Annotated in this window: 23 protein-coding genes; 11 read left to right on the forward strand and 12 right to left on the reverse strand. The window is 51.4% G+C overall.

The window, feature by feature from the left end; translation table 11 throughout:
• Positions 1-6 precede the first annotated feature (6 nt).
• Positions 7-879 carry a subclass B3 metallo-beta-lactamase gene (bla, locus tag ACJJI8_RS07130; RefSeq protein ID WP_444934651.1) on the forward strand — a complete coding sequence of 291 codons (873 nt, stop codon included), beginning with the start codon at positions 7-9 and terminating at the stop codon, positions 877-879.
• A gap of 213 nt (positions 880-1,092) precedes the next feature.
• Positions 1,093-2,127 carry an IS481 family transposase gene (locus ACJJI8_RS07135; protein ID WP_444932638.1) on the forward strand — a complete coding sequence of 345 codons (1,035 nt, stop codon included), beginning with the start codon at positions 1,093-1,095 and terminating at the stop codon, positions 2,125-2,127.
• Positions 2,128-2,167: 40 nt separating this feature from the next.
• Here ACJJI8_RS07135 and ACJJI8_RS07140 read toward each other — a convergent pair whose 3' ends face one another.
• The 3 genes from ACJJI8_RS07140 to ACJJI8_RS07150 are packed head-to-tail and all read right to left on the reverse strand — an operon-like array spanning position 2,168 to position 3,052.
• Positions 2,168-2,317 (reverse strand): hypothetical protein, encoded by a 150-nt coding sequence (locus tag ACJJI8_RS07140; RefSeq protein ID WP_444934652.1) that lies wholly within the window; start codon positions 2,315-2,317, stop codon positions 2,168-2,170.
• Positions 2,314-2,757, reverse strand: coding sequence for a MarR family winged helix-turn-helix transcriptional regulator (locus tag ACJJI8_RS07145; protein WP_444934653.1), 444 nt, complete (start codon positions 2,755-2,757; stop codon positions 2,314-2,316). Before ACJJI8_RS07145 ends, ACJJI8_RS07140 begins: the two co-directional genes overlap by 4 nt.
• A 7-nt stretch (positions 2,758-2,764) precedes the next feature.
• On the reverse strand, positions 2,765-3,052 hold the full coding sequence (locus tag ACJJI8_RS07150) for a putative quinol monooxygenase (RefSeq protein ID WP_444906658.1): 288 nt from the start codon (positions 3,050-3,052) through the stop codon (positions 2,765-2,767).
• Between the two features lie 311 nt (positions 3,053-3,363).
• Here ACJJI8_RS07150 and ACJJI8_RS07155 point away from each other — a divergent pair, with 311 nt between their 5' ends.
• Positions 3,364-4,065: a YopT-type cysteine protease domain-containing protein gene (locus tag ACJJI8_RS07155; RefSeq protein WP_444934654.1), complete on the forward strand. Its 702-nt coding sequence runs from the start codon at positions 3,364-3,366 to the stop codon at positions 4,063-4,065.
• Between the two features lie 85 nt (positions 4,066-4,150).
• On the opposite strand, the gene ACJJI8_RS07160 is transcribed toward ACJJI8_RS07155, so the two are convergent.
• Together ACJJI8_RS07160 and ACJJI8_RS07165 are read right to left on the reverse strand one after the other, a co-directional pair.
• Positions 4,151-5,641 carry a YifB family Mg chelatase-like AAA ATPase gene (locus tag ACJJI8_RS07160; RefSeq protein ID WP_444934655.1) on the reverse strand — a complete coding sequence of 497 codons (1,491 nt, stop codon included), beginning with the start codon at positions 5,639-5,641 and terminating at the stop codon, positions 4,151-4,153.
• 29 nt (positions 5,642-5,670) lie between these two features.
• Positions 5,671-5,913, reverse strand: a complete 243-nt coding sequence (locus tag ACJJI8_RS07165) for an accessory factor UbiK family protein (RefSeq protein WP_108735120.1) — start codon at positions 5,911-5,913, stop codon at positions 5,671-5,673.
• A 426-nt stretch (positions 5,914-6,339) separates the two neighbouring features.
• Between ACJJI8_RS07165 and ACJJI8_RS07170 the strand changes: the two genes are divergently transcribed.
• From ACJJI8_RS07170 to ACJJI8_RS07190, 5 genes are all read left to right on the forward strand, one after another.
• On the forward strand, positions 6,340-7,065 hold the full coding sequence (locus ACJJI8_RS07170) for a TorF family putative porin (RefSeq protein WP_444934656.1): 726 nt from the start codon (positions 6,340-6,342) through the stop codon (positions 7,063-7,065).
• Positions 7,066-7,117: 52 nt separating this feature from the next.
• Positions 7,118-7,456 (forward strand): P-II family nitrogen regulator, encoded by a 339-nt coding sequence (locus ACJJI8_RS07175; protein ID WP_282930336.1) that lies wholly within the window; start codon positions 7,118-7,120, stop codon positions 7,454-7,456.
• A 54-nt stretch (positions 7,457-7,510) separates the two neighbouring features.
• Complete coding sequence (gene amtB / locus ACJJI8_RS07180) at positions 7,511-8,770, forward strand: ammonium transporter AmtB (RefSeq protein ID WP_282930335.1); 1,260 nt, start codon at positions 7,511-7,513, stop codon at positions 8,768-8,770.
• A gap of 87 nt (positions 8,771-8,857) precedes the next feature.
• Positions 8,858-9,196, forward strand: a complete 339-nt coding sequence (locus ACJJI8_RS07185; RefSeq protein ID WP_108731383.1) for a P-II family nitrogen regulator — start codon at positions 8,858-8,860, stop codon at positions 9,194-9,196.
• A gap of 383 nt (positions 9,197-9,579) precedes the next feature.
• On the forward strand, positions 9,580-9,804 hold the full coding sequence (locus ACJJI8_RS07190; protein ID WP_108731384.1) for a hypothetical protein: 225 nt from the start codon (positions 9,580-9,582) through the stop codon (positions 9,802-9,804).
• 74 nt (positions 9,805-9,878) lie between these two features.
• Here the strand turns inward: ACJJI8_RS07190 and ACJJI8_RS07195 are convergent, their stop codons facing one another.
• From ACJJI8_RS07195 to lptM, 4 genes are all read right to left on the reverse strand, one after another.
• Positions 9,879-10,616, reverse strand: coding sequence for a DUF484 family protein (locus ACJJI8_RS07195; RefSeq protein ID WP_444934657.1), 738 nt, complete (start codon positions 10,614-10,616; stop codon positions 9,879-9,881).
• Between the two features lie 123 nt (positions 10,617-10,739).
• A complete protein-coding gene (gene dapF / locus ACJJI8_RS07200; RefSeq protein ID WP_444934658.1) occupies positions 10,740-11,570 on the reverse strand; it encodes a diaminopimelate epimerase in 831 nt (276 codons plus the stop codon).
• A gap of 93 nt (positions 11,571-11,663) precedes the next feature.
• Positions 11,664-12,917, reverse strand: coding sequence for a diaminopimelate decarboxylase (gene lysA / locus ACJJI8_RS07205; RefSeq protein ID WP_444934659.1), 1,254 nt, complete (start codon positions 12,915-12,917; stop codon positions 11,664-11,666).
• A gap of 11 nt (positions 12,918-12,928) precedes the next feature.
• Positions 12,929-13,279 carry an LPS translocon maturation chaperone LptM gene (gene lptM, locus ACJJI8_RS07210; RefSeq protein ID WP_282930330.1) on the reverse strand — a complete coding sequence of 117 codons (351 nt, stop codon included), beginning with the start codon at positions 13,277-13,279 and terminating at the stop codon, positions 12,929-12,931.
• Between the two features lie 107 nt (positions 13,280-13,386).
• Between lptM and cyaY the strand changes: the two genes are divergently transcribed.
• Positions 13,387-13,713 (forward strand): iron donor protein CyaY, encoded by a 327-nt coding sequence (cyaY, locus tag ACJJI8_RS07215; protein ID WP_444906653.1) that lies wholly within the window; start codon positions 13,387-13,389, stop codon positions 13,711-13,713.
• A gap of 7 nt (positions 13,714-13,720) precedes the next feature.
• On the opposite strand, the gene argH is transcribed toward cyaY, so the two are convergent.
• Complete coding sequence (gene argH / locus ACJJI8_RS07220) at positions 13,721-15,145, reverse strand: argininosuccinate lyase (RefSeq protein WP_444906652.1); 1,425 nt, start codon at positions 15,143-15,145, stop codon at positions 13,721-13,723.
• Between the two features lie 89 nt (positions 15,146-15,234).
• On the opposite strand from argH, the gene ACJJI8_RS07225 reads away from it, so the two are divergent.
• Positions 15,235-16,392, forward strand: coding sequence for a sensor histidine kinase (locus ACJJI8_RS07225; RefSeq protein ID WP_444934660.1), 1,158 nt, complete (start codon positions 15,235-15,237; stop codon positions 16,390-16,392).
• Positions 16,389-17,135 (forward strand): LytR/AlgR family response regulator transcription factor, encoded by a 747-nt coding sequence (locus ACJJI8_RS07230; protein ID WP_444911924.1) that lies wholly within the window; start codon positions 16,389-16,391, stop codon positions 17,133-17,135. Before ACJJI8_RS07225 ends, ACJJI8_RS07230 begins: the two co-directional genes overlap by 4 nt.
• Positions 17,136-17,138: 3 nt before the next feature.
• Here ACJJI8_RS07230 and ACJJI8_RS07235 read toward each other — a convergent pair whose 3' ends face one another.
• The gene (locus ACJJI8_RS07235) at positions 17,139-17,747 is read right to left on the reverse strand and encodes a LysE family translocator (RefSeq protein ID WP_444934661.1); all 609 of its coding nucleotides are present in this window, start codon (positions 17,745-17,747) and stop codon (positions 17,139-17,141) included.
• A gap of 11 nt (positions 17,748-17,758) precedes the next feature.
• Entirely contained in the window at positions 17,759-18,508 is a 750-nt protein-coding gene (locus ACJJI8_RS07240) for an SDR family oxidoreductase (RefSeq protein WP_444934662.1), read from the reverse strand.
• Between the last annotated feature and the right edge of the window lie 58 nt (positions 18,509-18,566).

The following is an 18,566-nucleotide window of genomic DNA, read 5'->3' on the forward strand; positions in this document are numbered from 1 at the left end:
TGATCAATGAATAAAAGAATCAAGTTAGCCGCAATAGTAATGGCAGCTTATTCCAGTTTTTCGGTAGCGGAAAACTATGCTGTCTTACCACAACTGGAAACCTACAAAGTACCAGAATCCTGGCGTCAGCCAGTAGCGCCTCTAAAGATTGCAGGTAACACGTGGCAAATAGGTACCGAGGGAATTACCTCACTGTTGTTAAAAGGCAAAGAGGGATCAATTCTAATTGACGGTGGCATGGAACAAACGGCTGAGCATTTATTGGAGAATATGCGCAGATTGGGAGTCGCCCCCTCGGATCTCAAGTTAATCTTGCACAGTCAGGCCCATGCAGACCATGTAGGTTCCTTAGCCGAGCTAAAACGCGTAACTGGTGCACAGGTAGTAACCAATGCCGAGTCAGCGGTGTTAATGGCTCGCGGTGGTGCCAATGATATTCATTTTGCCGACGAACTTTTATATCCGCCAATAAAGGCGGATCGTATCCTGCACGATGGCGAGCAAGTGGTTCTAGGGGATTTGCGTCTACGCGTACATTTTATCCCAGGCCATACACCAGGCAGTATGGCCTGGACCTGGGAAGACAAAGTTGATGGTAAAACTAAAGATATAGCTTATGTGGATAGCCTTACAGCGCCCGGTTACCAACTGATTGATAACCGCCGCTATCCCAATATCTTAGAGGACTTCCGCACAAGCTTTGCCCGTGTGCGGGATTTACCTTGTGATTTACTACTTACCCCTCATGCACCTGCCAGCGGTTGGGAGTTTAAAAACAAAGCTATACAGAAAAAATCAGTAAGCTGTCATCAATATGCAGAGAAAGCGAAAGCAAAATTAAGTGAAAAGCTGGAAGCTGAGAAAGATCCTGCTGACTAGATATTTGCGCTACAAAACATGGCTCGGCATATTAATGCCGGGCCAAAAATTGATGCACCTTTGGCACAAGATAGAAATACATTAGTGGGACCAGAATAACGGTCATTATTTGTATTAGTTCAGACCAAATCTGACACATCCTCTTGAAAAAGAGGGGTTTACCGGTTTTGATGAAGGTGCCTAAACCTAAAAGCAAAACCAAGGATAAACCCCATGATCCATACTAATGATCGCATCATCAAACACAAGACCGGATTGCTAAATCTGGCAGAAGAACTCGGAAATATCTCCAAAGCATGTAAGATGCTGGGTGTATCGAGAGACACTTTCTATCGGTACAAGGAAGCCGTTTCAAGTGGTGGCGTGGACGCCCTTCTTGAGAAGAACCGGCGTGTACCCAACCACAAGAACCGTGTTGACACAGTCATTGAAGAGGCAGTGTTAACTTATGCCCTCCAAGAGCCTGCCCATGGGCAGGTTCGAGTTTCCAATGAACTGCGTAAACGCGGTGTATTTGTGTCCCCTAGTGGCGTTCGGAGTATCTGGTTACGGCATGACCTAGCTAACTTCAAATTGCGATTAAAGGCACTTGAGGCCAAGGTCGCTGAGGAGGGACTGATCCTCACGGAGTCACAGGTTCAGGCTTTGGAGAGAAAACGGCATGATGATGAAGCCTGTGGTGAAATTGATACTCAACACCCTGGTTATCTGGGCTCGCAGGATACCTTCTATGTAGGAACCTTTAAGGGCGTCGGACGTGTCTACCAACAAACCTATATCGATACCTATGCGAAGGTGGCTCATTGCAAGCTGTACACCACCAAAACGCCAATCACTGCGGCAGACCTCCTGAATGACCGTGTACTACCGTTTTATGCCTTACATGATCTACCGGTGCTGCGTATCCTAACTGATCGCGGTACAGAGTATTGTGGCAAATTGGAACAGCACGACTACCAGTTATATCTAAGTGTGAACGAAATAGAACACACCAAGACAAAAGCCAGACATCCACAAACTAACGGGATCTGTGAGCGCTTCCATAAAACTATTCTACAAGAGTTCTACCAACCTTCATTACGCCGCAAGATCTATGGATCAATAGAAGAGTTACAAAAGGATCTGGACGAGTGGCTCACATATTACAATAATGAGAGAACCCATCAGGGTAAGAAGTGTTGCGGTCGAACACCGTTAGCCACTCTTGAAGATGGAAAAAGCATCTGGAAGGAAAAGCTCGTAAACTGAATTTGACCTGACAGAGCACCTCCTGAAAAACCGGTAACTGTCAGATCAAGTCTGAACTACTACACATTATTAGCGCTTTTAAACTAATTGCAATTTGCAATTCCAGTGCCCGCATCCCTAGAAGTAATAGAGTAACAATAGGGTAAACCAATGCCCAGATGCACAGGGCGTGCAGTATCGGTTTCTTCATTTGTTCAACTCCTCCATAAATTTAGAAATTGTCTTAAAATACCCGGGTAAGATTTTCTGTAAAAATTGTTTTCCACTCTTGGATAGTGCTACACATTTTGCCCTACCATCGCTGGAGTCTGTTTCCATAACGATGAGCTCATCTTCCACCATACTTTTGAGGGTTCGCGTCATTACCGGTCGAGAAACATCGATGCGCTCTGCGATTTCTGAAGCCAGCAAACTATCTCTTTGAGGCTCCCGGTCGATAACGATCATTACCAGGAAGCGCAGCTGGGAGGTTCCGTGTTCAGAAAAATACCCCTCCAGCTCCCGCAATAACAGACTCGCATCCCGCATCATGGTAAGGGCGCCCTGAACGGCAGCGGGATCTTTTACAGAAAATCGCTTGGAATATCCCTCAACCATCTGTTGTGAGGGAAGTTCTTTGAGAAAAAACATAAGGATATTAAGCTAACCTCTCCAGTTTATTGATCTCCACAGGCTCTTTTAGCCACTCTTTATAGGCTTCGAATATCGGGGTGATGTAGGGCATAGTGTAATGCTTATCGAGATCTTCCTGACTGCGCCACTCCTCGTATAAAAACAAGTTTTCCCCGTCCTCGTGTACTGCAAACTTCAGGCAGCCCTCTTCCTCCAATGTATTAGCCACTATGGACAGGATGGCCTGCTTGGCTTGTATGAAGAATTCAGCCTTGGGGGAAATCTTGGCAATAATGAATAGATGCTTGTTCATACATATAGTGCCTTTACATAGCGATGATTACCATGGTAACTATTTGGGTGATTATGTCAACTGATCGCCATGTCAATAATTGCAATGATTAATGGGAATGAATACAGGCCTATTTTAAGCGGGCTGGGTTTATAAAATACTGAAATCACTAGGGGGAGAAGTAGCAAGAAAAATCAAAAATACAGTAAAGCCTCACTGTAGGATGAAGGTTAATTGTTCATGTACATGCAATCGGACGAAAAGTTGTCGACAAATTGGGTTGTAACAATTTGTTGAATGATGATCGAAGCTTTTACTGGGTGAGGATAAATATGCCTTTATGGATGAATAGAACTGCAAGAGATACTCGCAGAATTATAGAAAGAGTTATCTTAGCAGCAAGAGCTCGGGGTTGTATTAGAGTTGTTGAGTTTTCACAATCCCCTGGAAGTAAAATTCACACTGTGCTCACTAAAAGGGGAGTTGGAGATGGTATATGTATAGCACTAGCACTTTATTGGCTTGAAGGGCAAATTAAAAACAGGGACTATCTAGGCCCTATGGTCGGGCAGAATAAGAGAGTTATTGCTGATGCTCTTTCACCGGCAATAGAATTATTTAATGCCACAAAAGCTGCGAATAGTCAGATGAAGGATGCCCATTTGTGGATGAATACTCACGGTTTCGTAGGAAATATGCCCCGAAAAGAATATGTCAATAGACTTAGAAATTGGGTTGGTGATTACTGCTGTCAGGGGCCAGATATAAATCAATTTCGAATAATTTCCACTCGAAGTTTTCATTCGCATACTATGGCCTTGGATCTTGAAAATTTGATATTTTTTGATCCAAATATTGGGACTTTCCAATTTAATTATCTGGCGCACCTGAGGAATTTTTTAAGCGATGTGATCTTTCCTTATGGGGTTGGGGGACGTGAACAAGGTGCACAATATTTGGGGCGTAAAGTGCTCCATGTTTTGGAAATGGGGTCTTATAGTCGGGATCCTAATTTAAATTACTTCATGAGCTGATATTGAGTATCCACCTCAGCTTACGAATAAAGGTATCGAGACCGGTATAGATTCCTCGGGATGTGTAAGTGTTCATATAGGCAAGTTATGCCGTAGCCGTTTGGCGCCTGTCCAGATTGCGGTACGCCAAAGCTTCAGCAATTTGAGTTGTGCTTATACGTTCAGAATTAGCAAGGTCTGCCAAGGTTCGGGCTACTTTAAGGACCCGATGGTAACTACGCGCGGATAGCCCCAGTTTTTCCACCGACTGTCGTAAGAGGTGCTTTTCCTTTTCCCCCAAGGCACAGTGCTTTTCCAGCTCTGCGCCTTTTAACAGGTTATTTGTCTTACCTTGCCGCTGTATTTGTTGCTGGCGTGCGGCACAAACTCTCTCTCTCACGGCATCGGAAGTTTCTCCGGGAGCTGAGTCCTGTAATTGTACCGCATTCATAGCGCCCACCTCTACCTGCATATCGATACGATCCAGCAGAGGGCCAGAGAGTTTGTTGCGATATCGATCTATCTGGTCTGGGGTACAGCGACAGCGGGGTTCGCCTAAATAGCCACAAGGGCAAGGGTTCATAGCCCCGACCAGCTGAAAGTGGGCGGGGTAGGTGACTTGGGCTCGGGCGCGGGAGATTCGCACTTCACCATTCTCCAGAGGTTCCCGCAGTATCTCCAGAGCGTGCCTGGGAAATTCGGGCATTTCATCGAGGAACAGGACTCCCCGGTGCGCGAGGGATATCTCACCGGGCCTTGGGGTGCTGCCACCACCGACCAGTGCTGTTGGTGAGGCGCTGTGGTGCGGGGCCCTGAAAGGGCGCAGGCTCTGGTGAGGTAGGCCTGCGCTGGAGTAAACGCTCGCTACTTCTAATGACTCTTCAGTTGTCAGCGGGGGCAATATACCTGGCAGGCGGCTGGCCAACATGGTTTTGCCGGTGCCGGGAGGGCCGTAAAAAAGCAGATTGTGGCCGCCGGCTGCTGCTACTTCGAGCGCGCGGCGGGCCTTTAGTTGGCCGCGCACATCGGCCAAGTCTGCGCACAGGTGCTCTTCGGCAATAGGCTCTGCAACAGCTTTGGGCATAGATTCACGCCCATGAAGTTCGGCGCAAACTTCCAGCAGGGAGTTGGCAATGCTGACTTCGCCGGTAGCCAGCGCGGCTTCCGCACCGTTTTCCATAGGCACAATGAGTTTACGGTCTTCATTGGTGCAGGCTACGGCTGCCGGTAAGCTACCACTTACTTCCCGCAAGGCGCCAGTGAGTGCTAGCTCGCCAATAAATTCATAACGTTCCAGCGTTTCGGTGGGAACCTGTCCCGAGGCGCTGAGAATACCGATGGCGATGGCCAGATCGTAGCGGCCACCTTCCTTGGGTAAGTCGGCGGGGGCGAGGTTGACGGTAATACGGCGCTGGGGGAAGTCGAAATGGCTGTTGATTAGGGCGCTGCGCACACGGTCGCGGCTCTCCCGCACCGCCGCTTCCGGTAAACCCACAATATGAAAAGCAGGGAGGCCATTTGCCAGGTGGGTTTCTACGGTAACCAGAGGTGCAGAGACCCCGAGCTGAGCTCGGGAGTAGGTGACTGAGAGGCTCACGATTTCATCCTTGAAGTGGCTCCCTGGGCTTAGTCCTTGGCGGCGCTGTCTCGCTGCGCCAGGGCCTGCTCCAGCATTTCGACCTTATCTTCGAGTCGTGCCAGCTTTTCCCGGGTCCGGCGCAGTATCTCCACCTGGGTGTCGAACTCTCGCTGGGAGACCAATGGCAATTTATCCAGTGATACCTCCAGAGCACTGCGCAGGTCACTGGTCACCACGGCGCCCTGTTGTTGTAGCTCTTTCAGCAGCTGTTGCAGTTTATCTGCTGCCACGGGCATTTCCTCGCTAAATAAGATGGATATGAATAGCACGGGATTGTAACCCAGTGCATTTTTTGGAAAAAGCAGCCTAACAGCGCACCGTTCTGAGCGCACCTTAATCTTTACCTCCCCACTTCAGTGCAAAGGAAGAAAGGTAGTTCCATGTTGGTGCAACACTTTGCCTCCGAGTTTCTATTCGTACGAATTTTACTAATTCAATTACTCCTAACTTATTGATTTTGCTTGCGGTTGCAGTGTTGGCATCAAGTCTGCAAACAATCTGTGCAGGTGTCCCATTAACGATCATTGGGAGTCTGGGAAAGTAGCAGTTCACGAGACGCAAGCGACCCTCTGTCACACCCGACAGTGAAGGACTGATTGCAGGCGGCGCCATAAAAGCACTCGAAAAAACAGCTTCAAAAGCCTTGGAGGATTAAAGTGGAAAATAAAATGTATAAGGTTGCCACTCTCGTCACCGGTGCCGTTCTCGCACTGGGCGCTGCAAATTTATCGATGGCTGCCGAGGGCGGTCCCAGCATTAGTGCCAATGTGGGTCTTGTTTCTGACTATAGATTTCGTGGTATTAGCCAGACTGATGGGGGCCCCGCATTACAGGGGGGTGTCGATGTCGATTTTGGAAACGGCATTTATATTGGCACCTGGGCATCCCAAGTGGATTTTGATTACGAGACTGATCAAACCGACTACGAACAGGATTTTTACGGCGGTTATAGTGCGGATATCAATGACAGCGTTAGCTTTGATGTTGGCTACATTTATTACGCCTATCACGGTGGAAGTGAAGATGAAGATTATCAGGAAATATACGGCAGCCTGAGTTTTTCAGATTTAACGTTGGGGTTTGCCTATTCCGATGATTATTGGGCGGATACCGGTGAATTTTATTACCCTTATGCGGAATATAGTTTCGCTCTTCCCTCAGATCTTTCTCTCGATCTACATCTGGGATTAAACCTCTTTGAAGAAGAAGGTTTTCTCGATGGATCTGATTCCTATATCGATTACTCCGTTTCCCTCAGTAAAGAATTTGGCGACTTGAGCCTGAGCGCTTCTTTCGTGGGCACCGATGTCAGCGATAAAGAGTGCTACGAGACCGACTGGTGCGAACCTACATTGCTCGCTGGCGCGACTTATACCTGGTAATACAAAAGGGCCTTCGTTAATGCGAGGGCTCATTTTTCTTTAGGGGAATACCATGAAATTAATCACTGCAATCATTAAACCCTTCAAGCTGGATGCTGTGAGAGATGCCCTGCGGGAGTCGGGGGTTAATGGTGTAACGGTCACTGAAGTGAAGGGCTTTGGTCGCCAAAAAGGGCATACGGAATTGTATCGCGGCGCAGAGTATGTGGTGGATTTTCTTCCGAAAACCATGCTGCAAATAGCGGTGGCAGATTCGCAACTGGATGCGGTTATCGAAGCAATTGGTTCCAGCGCGCAGAGTGGCAAGATCGGTGACGGAAAAATATTTGTCGCAGAGCTTGAGCAGGTCGTGCGCATACGTACCGGAGAAACCGGTAATGCAGCAATTTAATTAAAAACCGAAAACATAATTTTAATAAATATCCAGATTTGAACGGAGAGGAATATGGAGAACCAAATTTTTCAATTGCAGTATGCAATTGATACTTTTTACTTTCTGATGTGCGGCGCCTTGGTAATGTGGATGGCCGCTGGCTTTTCCATGCTGGAAGCCGGCTTGGTGCGCTCCAAAAACACCACGGAAATTCTCACCAAGAATGTGGCCCTGTTTGCGATTGCCTGCATTATGTATCTGCTGACTGGCTACGCCATTATGTACGATGGTGGCTGGGCTCTATCTGGTATTGAGGCGTTTAGTCTGGAAGGCGTCCTCAGCGATTCTGCAGAAAATGGTTTTGAGGGTGACTCCGTTTATTCCGGAGCTTCAGACTTTTTCTTCCAGGTGGTTTTCGTAGCTACCGCTATGTCCATTGTATCCGGTGCGGTTGCCGAGCGTATGAAGCTGTGGAGCTTCCTGGCCTTTGCAGTAGTTTTGACCGGTTTCATCTATCCACTGGAAGGTGCCTGGACTTGGGGTAGTAAAGAGGTTTTCGGCCTGTATAACCTGGGCGATCTCGGTTTCTCTGATTTTGCCGGTTCCGGTATCGTGCATATGGCGGGTGCAGCGGCTGCGCTTGCTGGTGTTCTGCTACTGGGCGCGCGCAAAGGCAAATACGGCCCCAATGGCCAAGTGTATGCCATTCCCGGTGCTAACTTGCCGTTGGCAACCCTGGGGACCTTTATCCTGTGGATGGGCTGGTTTGGCTTCAATGGCGGCTCCGTACTGAAGCTGGGCGATGCTGCCAGTGCGCACTCCGTCGCCATGGTCTTTGTGAATACCAATACCGCTGCTGCCGGTGGTGCTATTGCTGCACTGATCACCGCCCGTATCCTGTTCGGTAAAGCTGACCTGACCATGTTGCTCAATGGCGCCCTGGCCGGTCTGGTAGCAATTACTGCGGAGCCATCGACCCCGACTGCATTGCAGGCAACCCTCTTCGGTATGATCGCTGGTGTGTTGGTGGTCTTCTCTATCATCACCCTGGATAAGTTGAAAATCGATGATCCGGTGGGCGCTATCTCCGTACACGGCGTTGTCGGCTTGCTCGGTTTGCTATTGGTACCTGTGACTAACAATGATTCCAGTTTCAGCGGGCAATTGATTGGTGCACTGACCATCTTTGGCTGGGTATTCGTCAGTTCATTTGCAGTGTGGTACCTGCTCAAGCTCGTCACTGGTATCCGTGTGAGCGAAGATGAGGAGCAAGAGGGTGTTGACTTGACCGAATGCGGAATGGAAGCTTACCCGGAATTTATGAACAAGTAAGTTAACAGTGTCGGTGCTGCCCCATAGGCGGGGCAGTAGCCTGGGTAAGGTTCTCTCGACGAGGACGAATCAGGGGAAATACTCAAGATGAAATTGATTACGGCTGTAGTAAAGCCCTTCAAATTGGATGATGTACGCACTGCCCTGTCTGAAGTGGGCGTGCAAGGAATGACCGTCACCGAGGTAAAAGGTTTTGGGCGTCAAAAAGGCCATACAGAACTTTATCGTGGCGCCGAATATGTGGTGGACTTCCTACCGAAAGTAAAATTGGAACTCGCTGTTGATGATGAGATGGTGGACTCCGCTGTTGAGGCAATCACCAAGGCGGCGCAAACCGGCAAAATCGGTGACGGCAAAATCTTTATCACGGCTCTCGAAGAAGTCATTCGTATCCGTACCGGTGAAACCGGTAGCGAAGCTGTGTAACCTGTTTGATAACTCTTTCATAACGTAGCGATTGAGTATCATAAGCCCCGCAAGGGGCTTTATATGCACTTCTGATAAGTCCCGCTATCTTTCCTACGACCTTTGTTATCTATTTTGCTTGAAATACCTGCTACTGGGGCAGGCGCAAAAATCTGCATAACTAACTGAAATATTCCCATTTCATTTCCCAACAAAAAACTCTACAGCCTCCTCCTTGTGTTACTGGCACGGGGGTGGGGAACTGCCTATAAATTAATCGCCGCTATTGACGCGGTAGGGGATCGCCACTGAAAAGTGGTTGTCAGTTTTGTAGATGCCGCGGGAAAGGGGCGGCACAGAGGTACTCCCTCTGTAACAGGAGTAAAGGTTACAGGGTTTTAGCTATGAAAGATGGTTATGAAGATCAGGGTAAGAACTCTCGCAGCAAGGACTCCGAGGAATTTGCAGAAGAACGCAGTATCACCTCTCGCCAGCGCGCCAGAAGCCAGTTAAGTTCCGATGTAGAGGAGTTTCTCGCCGGTGGCGGCGCGATTAGTGAAGTTGATCCAGAAGTTACCGCCGACCCCCCGCGCAAACCGCAGCCAAAATACGGCAGCCGCCCTATCTAATCTCTCTGGTCGCTGTTGCTCCTCCAGCAGGAGGAGTGACAGTTGGCCAAACCCCTGTCAGCCTCTCAGAGCTTTTACCGATTGAGCAGTTTCGGTAGCAGGCGCTCCAGGACTTCGCCGATATAGGATAGGAATAAAGTGCCCAGGCTAGACCGGTAGTACTGGGGATCAGCAGAGCCTACCGCTAGGGTGCCAAGTTGATTGCCCAAAGGAACTACGGCAGCTGAAGCGATATATTGCGCTTTTTCCGCAAACAGGAATTCTTTTTCCCGTTGGCGCAAAACACCACAGATGGGACGGCCGTTACGAATTATTCCGCCAATTGCCGTCTCAGCATCGGAAAATGTGCTGGTCTGAACTTGTCCCAGGCTTTGGCGGGAAGCAGATATTGGCTCGAACAGAGTCAGGCTGGTGAACTCAACATTGAAGTCAGCGGCGAAACTGGCGTAGAGAGCTTCTGTGACTTCACCGATATTTTCAGCTTCCAGCAGCGCAAGGATAAGTCGGCGGCTATTGAAAAATAACTGGTCGTTGTCCCGGGCGTTGTGCAAGAGCTGGTCGAGGCGCTGGCGCATTTCGATATTGCGCTCACGCAGCAAATTCGTTTGGTGGGTCATCAGCGACACGGTTTTGCCATCTTCCCGCGGCAACTTGATGGTTTCCAGCAGTTCCATGCGCTCTTCAAAGAACTCTGGATTTTGAATCAGGTAGCGGGCTACCTGCCGTGCCAGCAGTTTATCGTCACGCTGGGTTTCCTTGTGAGTGTCGCCGGCAATCTCTTCGGGGGGCTGATTGGCGTCTGTGTGTTCCATTGTGTTTGCTTTTTCTGGCACGGGGATGGGGCATCGGACAACTGATGTGGCGAAGCGTTCTGCTCTCTGAGTTATCCCGTACCCGCTTGTGGCGGGTTTACTGCCAAATACCCGGACAATTGTTTAGAGAATAATCTGCCCGTGAAAAACTGTGGTTGCGGGCCCGGTCATAGTAACTGGCTGGCCGGGTCCGCTCCAGTGAATTGTCAGTGTGCCGCCTGGGAGCTGAATTTGGACTTTGTCATCCACCAGGTTTCGCAGGCGAGCGTATACCATGGCAGCACAGGCGCCGGTGCCACAGGCACGAGTTTCGCCAACGCCGCGCTCAAATACCCTGAGCCGGGCTTCGGTGCGTGTATCTACTTGCAGAAAGCCAGCGTTGACCTTTTGTGGGAACCGCGGGTGGCGTTCAATTAGGGGCCCGAGTCTTTCTACCGGTGCGGAAGCGATATCTTCCACCAGCAGAACTGCGTGAGGGTTGCCCATGGATACAGCACCAATGGTGAAGGTCTCGCCGTCCACTTCCAGGGGATAGGACTCTGCACGGCGATCGGCGGAAAAAGGTACTTTTTGGGGCTCGAGGATCGGTGCTCCCATATCGACACTAACCTGATCCCCGTCCAGCACTCTAAGGTGCAGTAAACCGGCGGCAGTTTCTACCTGGATATTTTTCTTACCGGTAAGGCGGCGTTCACGTACAAAGCGGGCAAAGCAGCGGGCGCCATTGCCGCAATTTTCCACTTCGCTGCCATCGGCGTTAAATATGCGATAGCGAAAATCCGCCTCGGGTGTGCGGGGCGGCTCCACCAGCAGTACCTGGTCGCAGCCCACGCCGAGGCAGCGGTCTGCCAGGCGACGAGTTTTTTCCGGGGTCAGTTTAATTTTTTGGCTGACGCCGTCGAGCATCACGAAATCGTTGCCGAGCCCATGCATCTTGCTGAATTTAACGCGCATTCCATTTCTCTGTTCGTACTGATTTTCCGCGGCGTTAGCTGCGGTTTGGGGCCCGGGCTGAAAAATGGACCCCACTGCGATGCAAGTAGCTGATCAGGCTTTTTTGGGGACAGTGGTCTCACCGCGAACCAAGTCAGCAAAAGTCTCCCGCTCACGCACCAGGTAAGTTTTGTCGCCATCCACAAGTACTTCAGCAGCGCGACAGCGGCTGTTGTAATTGGAACTCATGGTGAAACCGTAAGCACCGGTCGACAACATGGCTAACAGTTGCCCCTCTCGCAGAGATTGGGAGCGGTTTTTACCCAGGAAGTCACCCGTTTCGCATACCGGACCGACAATATCCCACAGGGTACTTTCACTCTCGTCCGGTGTCACTGGCACAATATCCTGCCATGCCTGGTAAAGGGCCGGACGCAGGTTGTCATTCATGGCGGCGTCGACGATAGCGAAGTTGTGCTCTTCTGTGCGCTTCAGGTATTCGACCCGGGTCAGCAGGGCGCCGCCGTTGGCGGCAATGGAGCGGCCGGGTTCGAGAATCAGGGATAAATTGCGCTTGTCGATACGCTTGTGGACCTCAGCCAGGTAATCCCCGACAGGGGGTGGTTCTTCACCCCGATAGCGCACACCGAGGCCTCCTCCCAAATCCAGGTGTTCCAGGGTAATTCCCAGCTCGGCGAGCTGATCGATAAGAACCAGCAGGCGATCGAGAGCATCCAGGAAGGGGGCGACTTCGGTGAGCTGGGAACCGATATGGCAGTCCACACCGGTAATTTTCAGATGCTCGGAATCCGCCGCGTGCTGATAAACCTCGATCGCCTTGTCTATGGCGATGCCAAATTTATTTTCTTTGAGACCGGTAGAAATATAGGGGTGGGTTTGGGCATCCACATCGGGATTGACCCTGATGGAAATTGGGGCGGTCTTGCCACACTCTGCGGCCACGCGCTCAAGGCGGTCAATTTCCGCTTCTGATTCAATATTGAAGCAGTGCACTCCAACCTCCAGAGCACGCCGCATTTCCTCTGAGGTTTTACCCACTCCGGAAAATACGATTCGCGATGGGTCGCCGCCGGCGAGCAGCACTCGCTCAAGTTCCCCGCCGGAAACAATATCAAAGCCCGCCCCCAGCTGTGCCAGCAGTGACAGAATGCCCAGGTTACTGTTGGCTTTCACTGCGTAGCAGATTAGGCCGGGACGATTGCCGAGGGCCTCGGCGTAATCCCGATACTGCCGTTCAAAGTGCGCGCGGCTGTAGACATAAGTGGGGGTGCCGAAATTCTCAGCTATTTGTTCCAGTGAAACCTGCTCAGCCCACAGGCTACCGTCGCGATAACTAAACTCTCTCATATGACCGGTTCTTACTCTTCTAAATCTTCCTCGACATTGGAGTCATCCGCTGTGCCCGATTCGTCGTCGACTTCGATAGTCGGGCCGGTCTCAATGGTGTCATCGATATCAAAGTCGGGCCCATAGCCGTCTTCAGATTCAATTTCATCAACGGTTTCCACCGCTTGCTCTGCTGCAGAGCCGGGCTCGCCGGGTTGTGCTGCACCACTGGTGGGTACTGTCTCCGGCGGGCCACCTGGAATATTGGAGGCGGGCATGGCGGGGTCCTGTGGAAGATAGAGAGGACCTTTTTGGCCACAGCCCAGTAACAGTGCGGTGGCACCGATGGTGATGGTTAATAGAGAGAGTCGTTTTTTGAGCATCGATAACATCCTGAGAGTCGGAGATTCGCAGCGGCAACCGGCAAAAGCCTGATAGTATAGCGGCCCACCTGATTCAACACATTACACGGTAACAGAAGTAACCAAAGATGAGCCAAGCGGAATATGATGCGGCTGTGGAGCAGACTCTAATCGGTATTGAGGATGCACTCGATCACTGCGATTGGGATATTGACTACGAACGCAGTGATGCGGTGCTGACCCTGACCCTGGAAGACAATGGCAGCCAGGTAATTCTCTCGCGCCAGTCCGCCAACCGGGAGTTGTGGGTCGCCGCCAAATCCGGTGGCTACCATCTTTCTTTTGAAAACCCCGGTTGGAAGTGCACCACGACCGGTGAGGACCTGCCGACTTTGCTCGACCGCGTATTGAGCGAGCAGCAAGGCGAACAGGTTTCCCTCGAATTATCCGCTTAAACAGCGCTTAAGCGCGCTGCGAAATCTCTTCCCGTGCGCGCTTACAGGCCGCGCGTACTTGGTTCGGTGCGGTACCGCCAATATGATCGCGAGCCGCAACCGAGCCCTCTAAAGTCAGCACCTCAAATACATCTTCGCCAATTTCTGTTGAGAATTGTTGTAGCTGGGCCAGGCTGAGTTCGGATAAGTCTTTATCCTGTTCAATAGCAAAGGATACGGACTGCCCGACAATTTCGTGAGCATCGCGGAAGGCCACCCCTTTGCGTACCAGATAATCGGCCAGATCCGTCGCGGTGGAGAAGCCCTTGGCCGCAGCTTCCAGCATATTTTCTTTTTTTGCCTTCAGTGCCGGTGCCATATCGGCAAACGCGCGCAGGCAATCCAGTGCGGTATCGGCGGCATCGAATAGCGGCTCTTTATCTTCCTGGTTGTCCTTGTTGTAGGCCAGCGGCTGGCTCTTCATCAGTGTGAGCAGCGCAATCAGGTGGCCGTTAACCCGGCCGGTTTTACCGCGTACCAGCTCCGGAACATCGGGGTTTTTTTTCTGCGGCATAATCGAGGAGCCGGTGCAGAAGCGATCGGGCAGGTCAATAAAGTCGAACTGGCTGGAAGTCCACAGCACCAGTTCTTCACTGGCCCGAGACAGATGGGTGAGCAGCAGCGCGGCGAAAGCACAGAACTCGATAGCGAAATCCCGGTCGCTGACTGAGTCGAGGGAGTTTTCTGTGGGGGCATCGAAGCCCAGCAGCTCCGCCGTGCGTGCGCGATTGATCGGATAGCTGGTGCCGGCCAGTGCTGCGGCCCCCAACGGTGAGCGGTTAACCCGTTTGCGGCAATCCATCAGGCGCTCGAAATCCCGGCTCAGCATGGCATTCCAGGCCAGTAAGTGGTGGCCAAAGGTCACCGGTTGCGCGCTCTGTAAGTGAGTAAAGCCGGGCATAATGGTATCGGCTTCGCGCTCCGCTAAATCGACCAAGCCATTTTGCAGGCGGGTTAGTTCGGCAGCTATTAGATCGATGCGCCCACGCAGCCACAGGCGGATGTCGGTTGCCACCTGATCGTTGCGCGAGCGGCCGGTATGCAGTTTCTTGCCAGTGGCACCAATGCGTTGGGTTAGGCGCGCTTCGATATTCATATGGACATCTTCGAGCTGCACAGACCAGGGAAATTCTCCCGCTTTTATCTCTTCGGCGATGCCCTTCAGACCGTCGGCTATCTTGTGATATTCATCAGCACTTAATACCCCCACTTCTGACAACATCTGCGCGTGGGCAAGTGATCCCTGGATGTCTTCCATGGCCATGCGCTGGTCAAAAGTCACCGAGGCGGTAAATCGCTCGACAAAGGCATCGGTGGCTTCACTAAAGCGGCCGCCCCAGAGTTTGGCGGCAGGATTGTTGGCGGACTCGGAGGGGGATTTTTCGTTACTCATGGTTTTCCTGGCTGCAGTGAGATGAAAGGCTGGGGAGCTTGGTGATATCTTGCGCTTGGAACTTTGGGACAATCAAGAATAATAACTGCATGTCATTCCCCTGGCCGTCGGGCATTATAACGCAGAAAATTCGAAAATATCGCACAGGAAATAAGGATTCTGCGCTACCTGGGCAGCTTCCGTTTCTGCCAGATCTCTGTAGTGTCACCTCTCTGGCGGTACTGGTGTTGATGGGGGAATTGCTGGCATTGGTCTTGGTCCTGGCCCTGGACGGTTTACCGGAGTTCAGTTGGCAGCGCTTGGGGCTGATCTCTCTGGTGATCCAATGGGTGATATTACCCTCGGCCGCGCTGCTGTGCCGGCTTCGGCCGAGCCTGGCGAAAATGCCCCACAAACTCGCTGGCGGCTTGAGTTTTATTGCAGTGCTGTCGGTGCTCACATTGGTGATGGCAGTGCAGCGCTCCCTGCGCGCGGTGCTGTTACAGACCAGCTTTGACAGCTGGGGGTTTGCGGGCGACTGCCTGCTTGGGGCTATTTGTGCGGGGGTGGTATTGCGCTACGCCTATCTTCAGCAGCAACTCTACAACCAGCAGCAGGCGGAGCTCGGTGCTCGAATTGAGGCACTTCAATCGCGGATTCGCCCCCATTTCCTCTTTAACAGTATGAACAGCCTGGCTAGTTTGATCGCTGTTGATCCTGATCGCGCGGAGCGGTTGGTAGAGGATTTATGTGCATTATTTCGTGCAAGCCTCGCCGATCCAAAGCTGGTGCCTTTAGCGCAAGAGATTACTCTAGCTCAACGCTATTTGGAGATTGAAGCCCTGCGTCTGGGGGAACGTTTGCGCCAGAGTTGGCAGCTAGACGAGGGCCTGGATAAGGTTCAGCTGCCCAGTATGTTGCTACAACCCCTATTGGAGAATGCGGTGTTGCACGGTGTGGCACAGTTGCGGGCAGGCGGAGAGATCAGTGTACAACTCTCGCAAGAGGGGGGCATGTTCAAAGTTGTTATTGAAAACCCATTGCCACAGGACAGTGCAGTTCCTGCGAAGACTGGTAATGGCATGGCGACAGAGAATATTCGCCAGCGTCTCACTGCATACTACGGCGATCGCTTCAAATTTACCGCCTGTCGGGAGGAGGGCCGGTACCGGGTCATACTACAGCTACCCTTATCTCCCCGGGAAGTGGACCGGCGGGAAATAGAGTCCAGCACAAATTCCAAGAAGACTATCGAGGTGATGGAGTGACCCAATTGCGCGTACTGATTGTTGATGATGAGCCTTTGGCTCGTGCCCGTCTGCACCGGCAGTTGGAGAGGATCGATAATTGTATTGCTGTGGGAGAAGCGGCAGATATTGAAGCCGGACTATCACAGATCCGCGAACTCGACCCGGACCTTGTGCTACTGGATATTGAAATGCCCGGTGGTAGCGGCCTGGAATTGGCTCAGCAGTTATCCAGCTTTGTGTGTCCGCCGGCAATAATATTCTGCACAGCTCACGATGAGTTTGCTTTGCCCGCTTTTGCCACCTCAGCGGTGGGGTATCTATTAAAACCTGTGAATGTCGAGCAGCTGCGCGAGGCGGTTTCCAAAGCGCAGCGTCTGAGTAAGCTGCAGCAGCAGTTGTTAACCAAGCAGGATCTGGAGGAGCCCAGTGGCCGCAGCCGCATTAAGGCGATAAGCCGCCTGGGGGTGGAGCTGTTGGATGTAGATTCTATCCGCTGTCTGGTTGCGGACAGCAAGTATGTTGTGGCCCATCACTCCGCTGGAGAGACCATTCTGGATGAGTCTCTAAAAGAGCTTGAGAGTGAGTTTGGACAGCGTTTCGTGCGTATTCACCGCAGCGCACTGGTGGCTGTGCAATATATTGTTGGGTTGCGCAGGGACGGTACAAATTACCGGGTAGAGCTGGATGGCGTAACAGCAGCGCCGCTGGTGAGCCGGCGCATGCTGCCTTCGGTAAAAGGATTGATCGCAGAGATGTGTTAGAGCTTAAATGCTTCCGCGGATAAAAACAGCGAGTACGGCTGCCACCATTAATACCGCAAAACATACCCTGATTATTTGCGCCTGCCTGGGTTTATGAAAAACCGGCCTCAGGCTTCCTCCTAAGCACAACCAGATAAAATCCACCGCAGCGGCTACCAGTAAACAGACCAACCCTGTGGCTAAATAGCTCAGGCCACTCTCTTCAATCGGTAGTAAGAATTGGGAGAATATGGCAAGGAAGGCGGCATAGGCCTTGGGGTTCAATAAGTTAAAAATAAACCCATCCAGCAGCGACGGAGGCTGAGCCGTCGCCGATGCGCCCTGCTCCAGTACCGGGGCCGTGGCAATTTTGATCGCGATATAGCCAATATATAAGGCACCGCAAAGCTGAACCGCCAAGCGCGCTTCTGGCCAGGCTGCCAGTAGTGCGGCGATGCCGGCGGTTGCCCCGACAATGGCGACACTCAGGCCAAGCAGGATGCCGATAAGGAAACCGCCGCTTTTTCTCACTCCAAATGTCGCTCCCGATGCGGCCAGGGCAAGTGGTGCTGGACCAGGGGAGCCGAGCAATAGAGCGGTTGCTGCAATTAGTGAAAAGAGTGCTTCTAACATATTTTTTGGTCCTACTTCCCGCCTGCAACGTCAATAAATGAACCGGTAGTAAAGGTGGATTCATCACCGAGTAGCCAAGCCACAGCTTTAGCCACTTCCTCTGCTCGTCCCCCACGCTTGAGTGGAATCGCAGACTTTACTCGCTCAATTCTGTCTGCTTCGCCACCATCAGCGTGCATTTCTGTATAAATAAAGCCAGGCCTAACACCATTTACGCGAATCCCTTCATCGGCAACTTCCTGGCTGAGCCCGATGGTCAGCGTATCGACAGCGCCCTTACTCGCTGCATAGTCGATGTACTCGTTAGGTGATCCCGAACGGCTGGCAGCAGAGGAAATATTCACGATGGTTCCTCCAGTGCCCCCATTTTTGATAGACATTCTTTTGATTGCTTCCCGGCAGCAGAGCAGGGTGCCGGTGATGTTGGTACTCAGGATTTCATTGATGCGCTCAGCGTCCATCGTTTCGACGCGCATTTGCGGTTTAATGATTGCCGCGTTGTTAACCAGGCAGCTAATTGGGCCTAGTTGCTCGTCGACCATATTGAATAGCTGAACAATATCTTTCTCCGAGGAGATATCGGCGCGAACGGCTATTGCTAAAACACCAAAAGATCGAAGCCCGGCGATCAGTTCTTCCGCTTGCTGCTTGCGCTGCCGGTAGCTAATGGCAATCTGATACCCCCTGTGGGCAAGTAATTTGGCTGTCGCGGCACCAATGCCCCGGTTGCCGCCAGTGATCAAGGCAACTTTTTTATTCATATTGATTGGTCACTCTTTAAACGGGATATTGCGCAGGAAAATAGAGACTTATTGAAAG

Source organism: Microbulbifer maximicatervae (SeqCode), assembly GCF_052467695.1.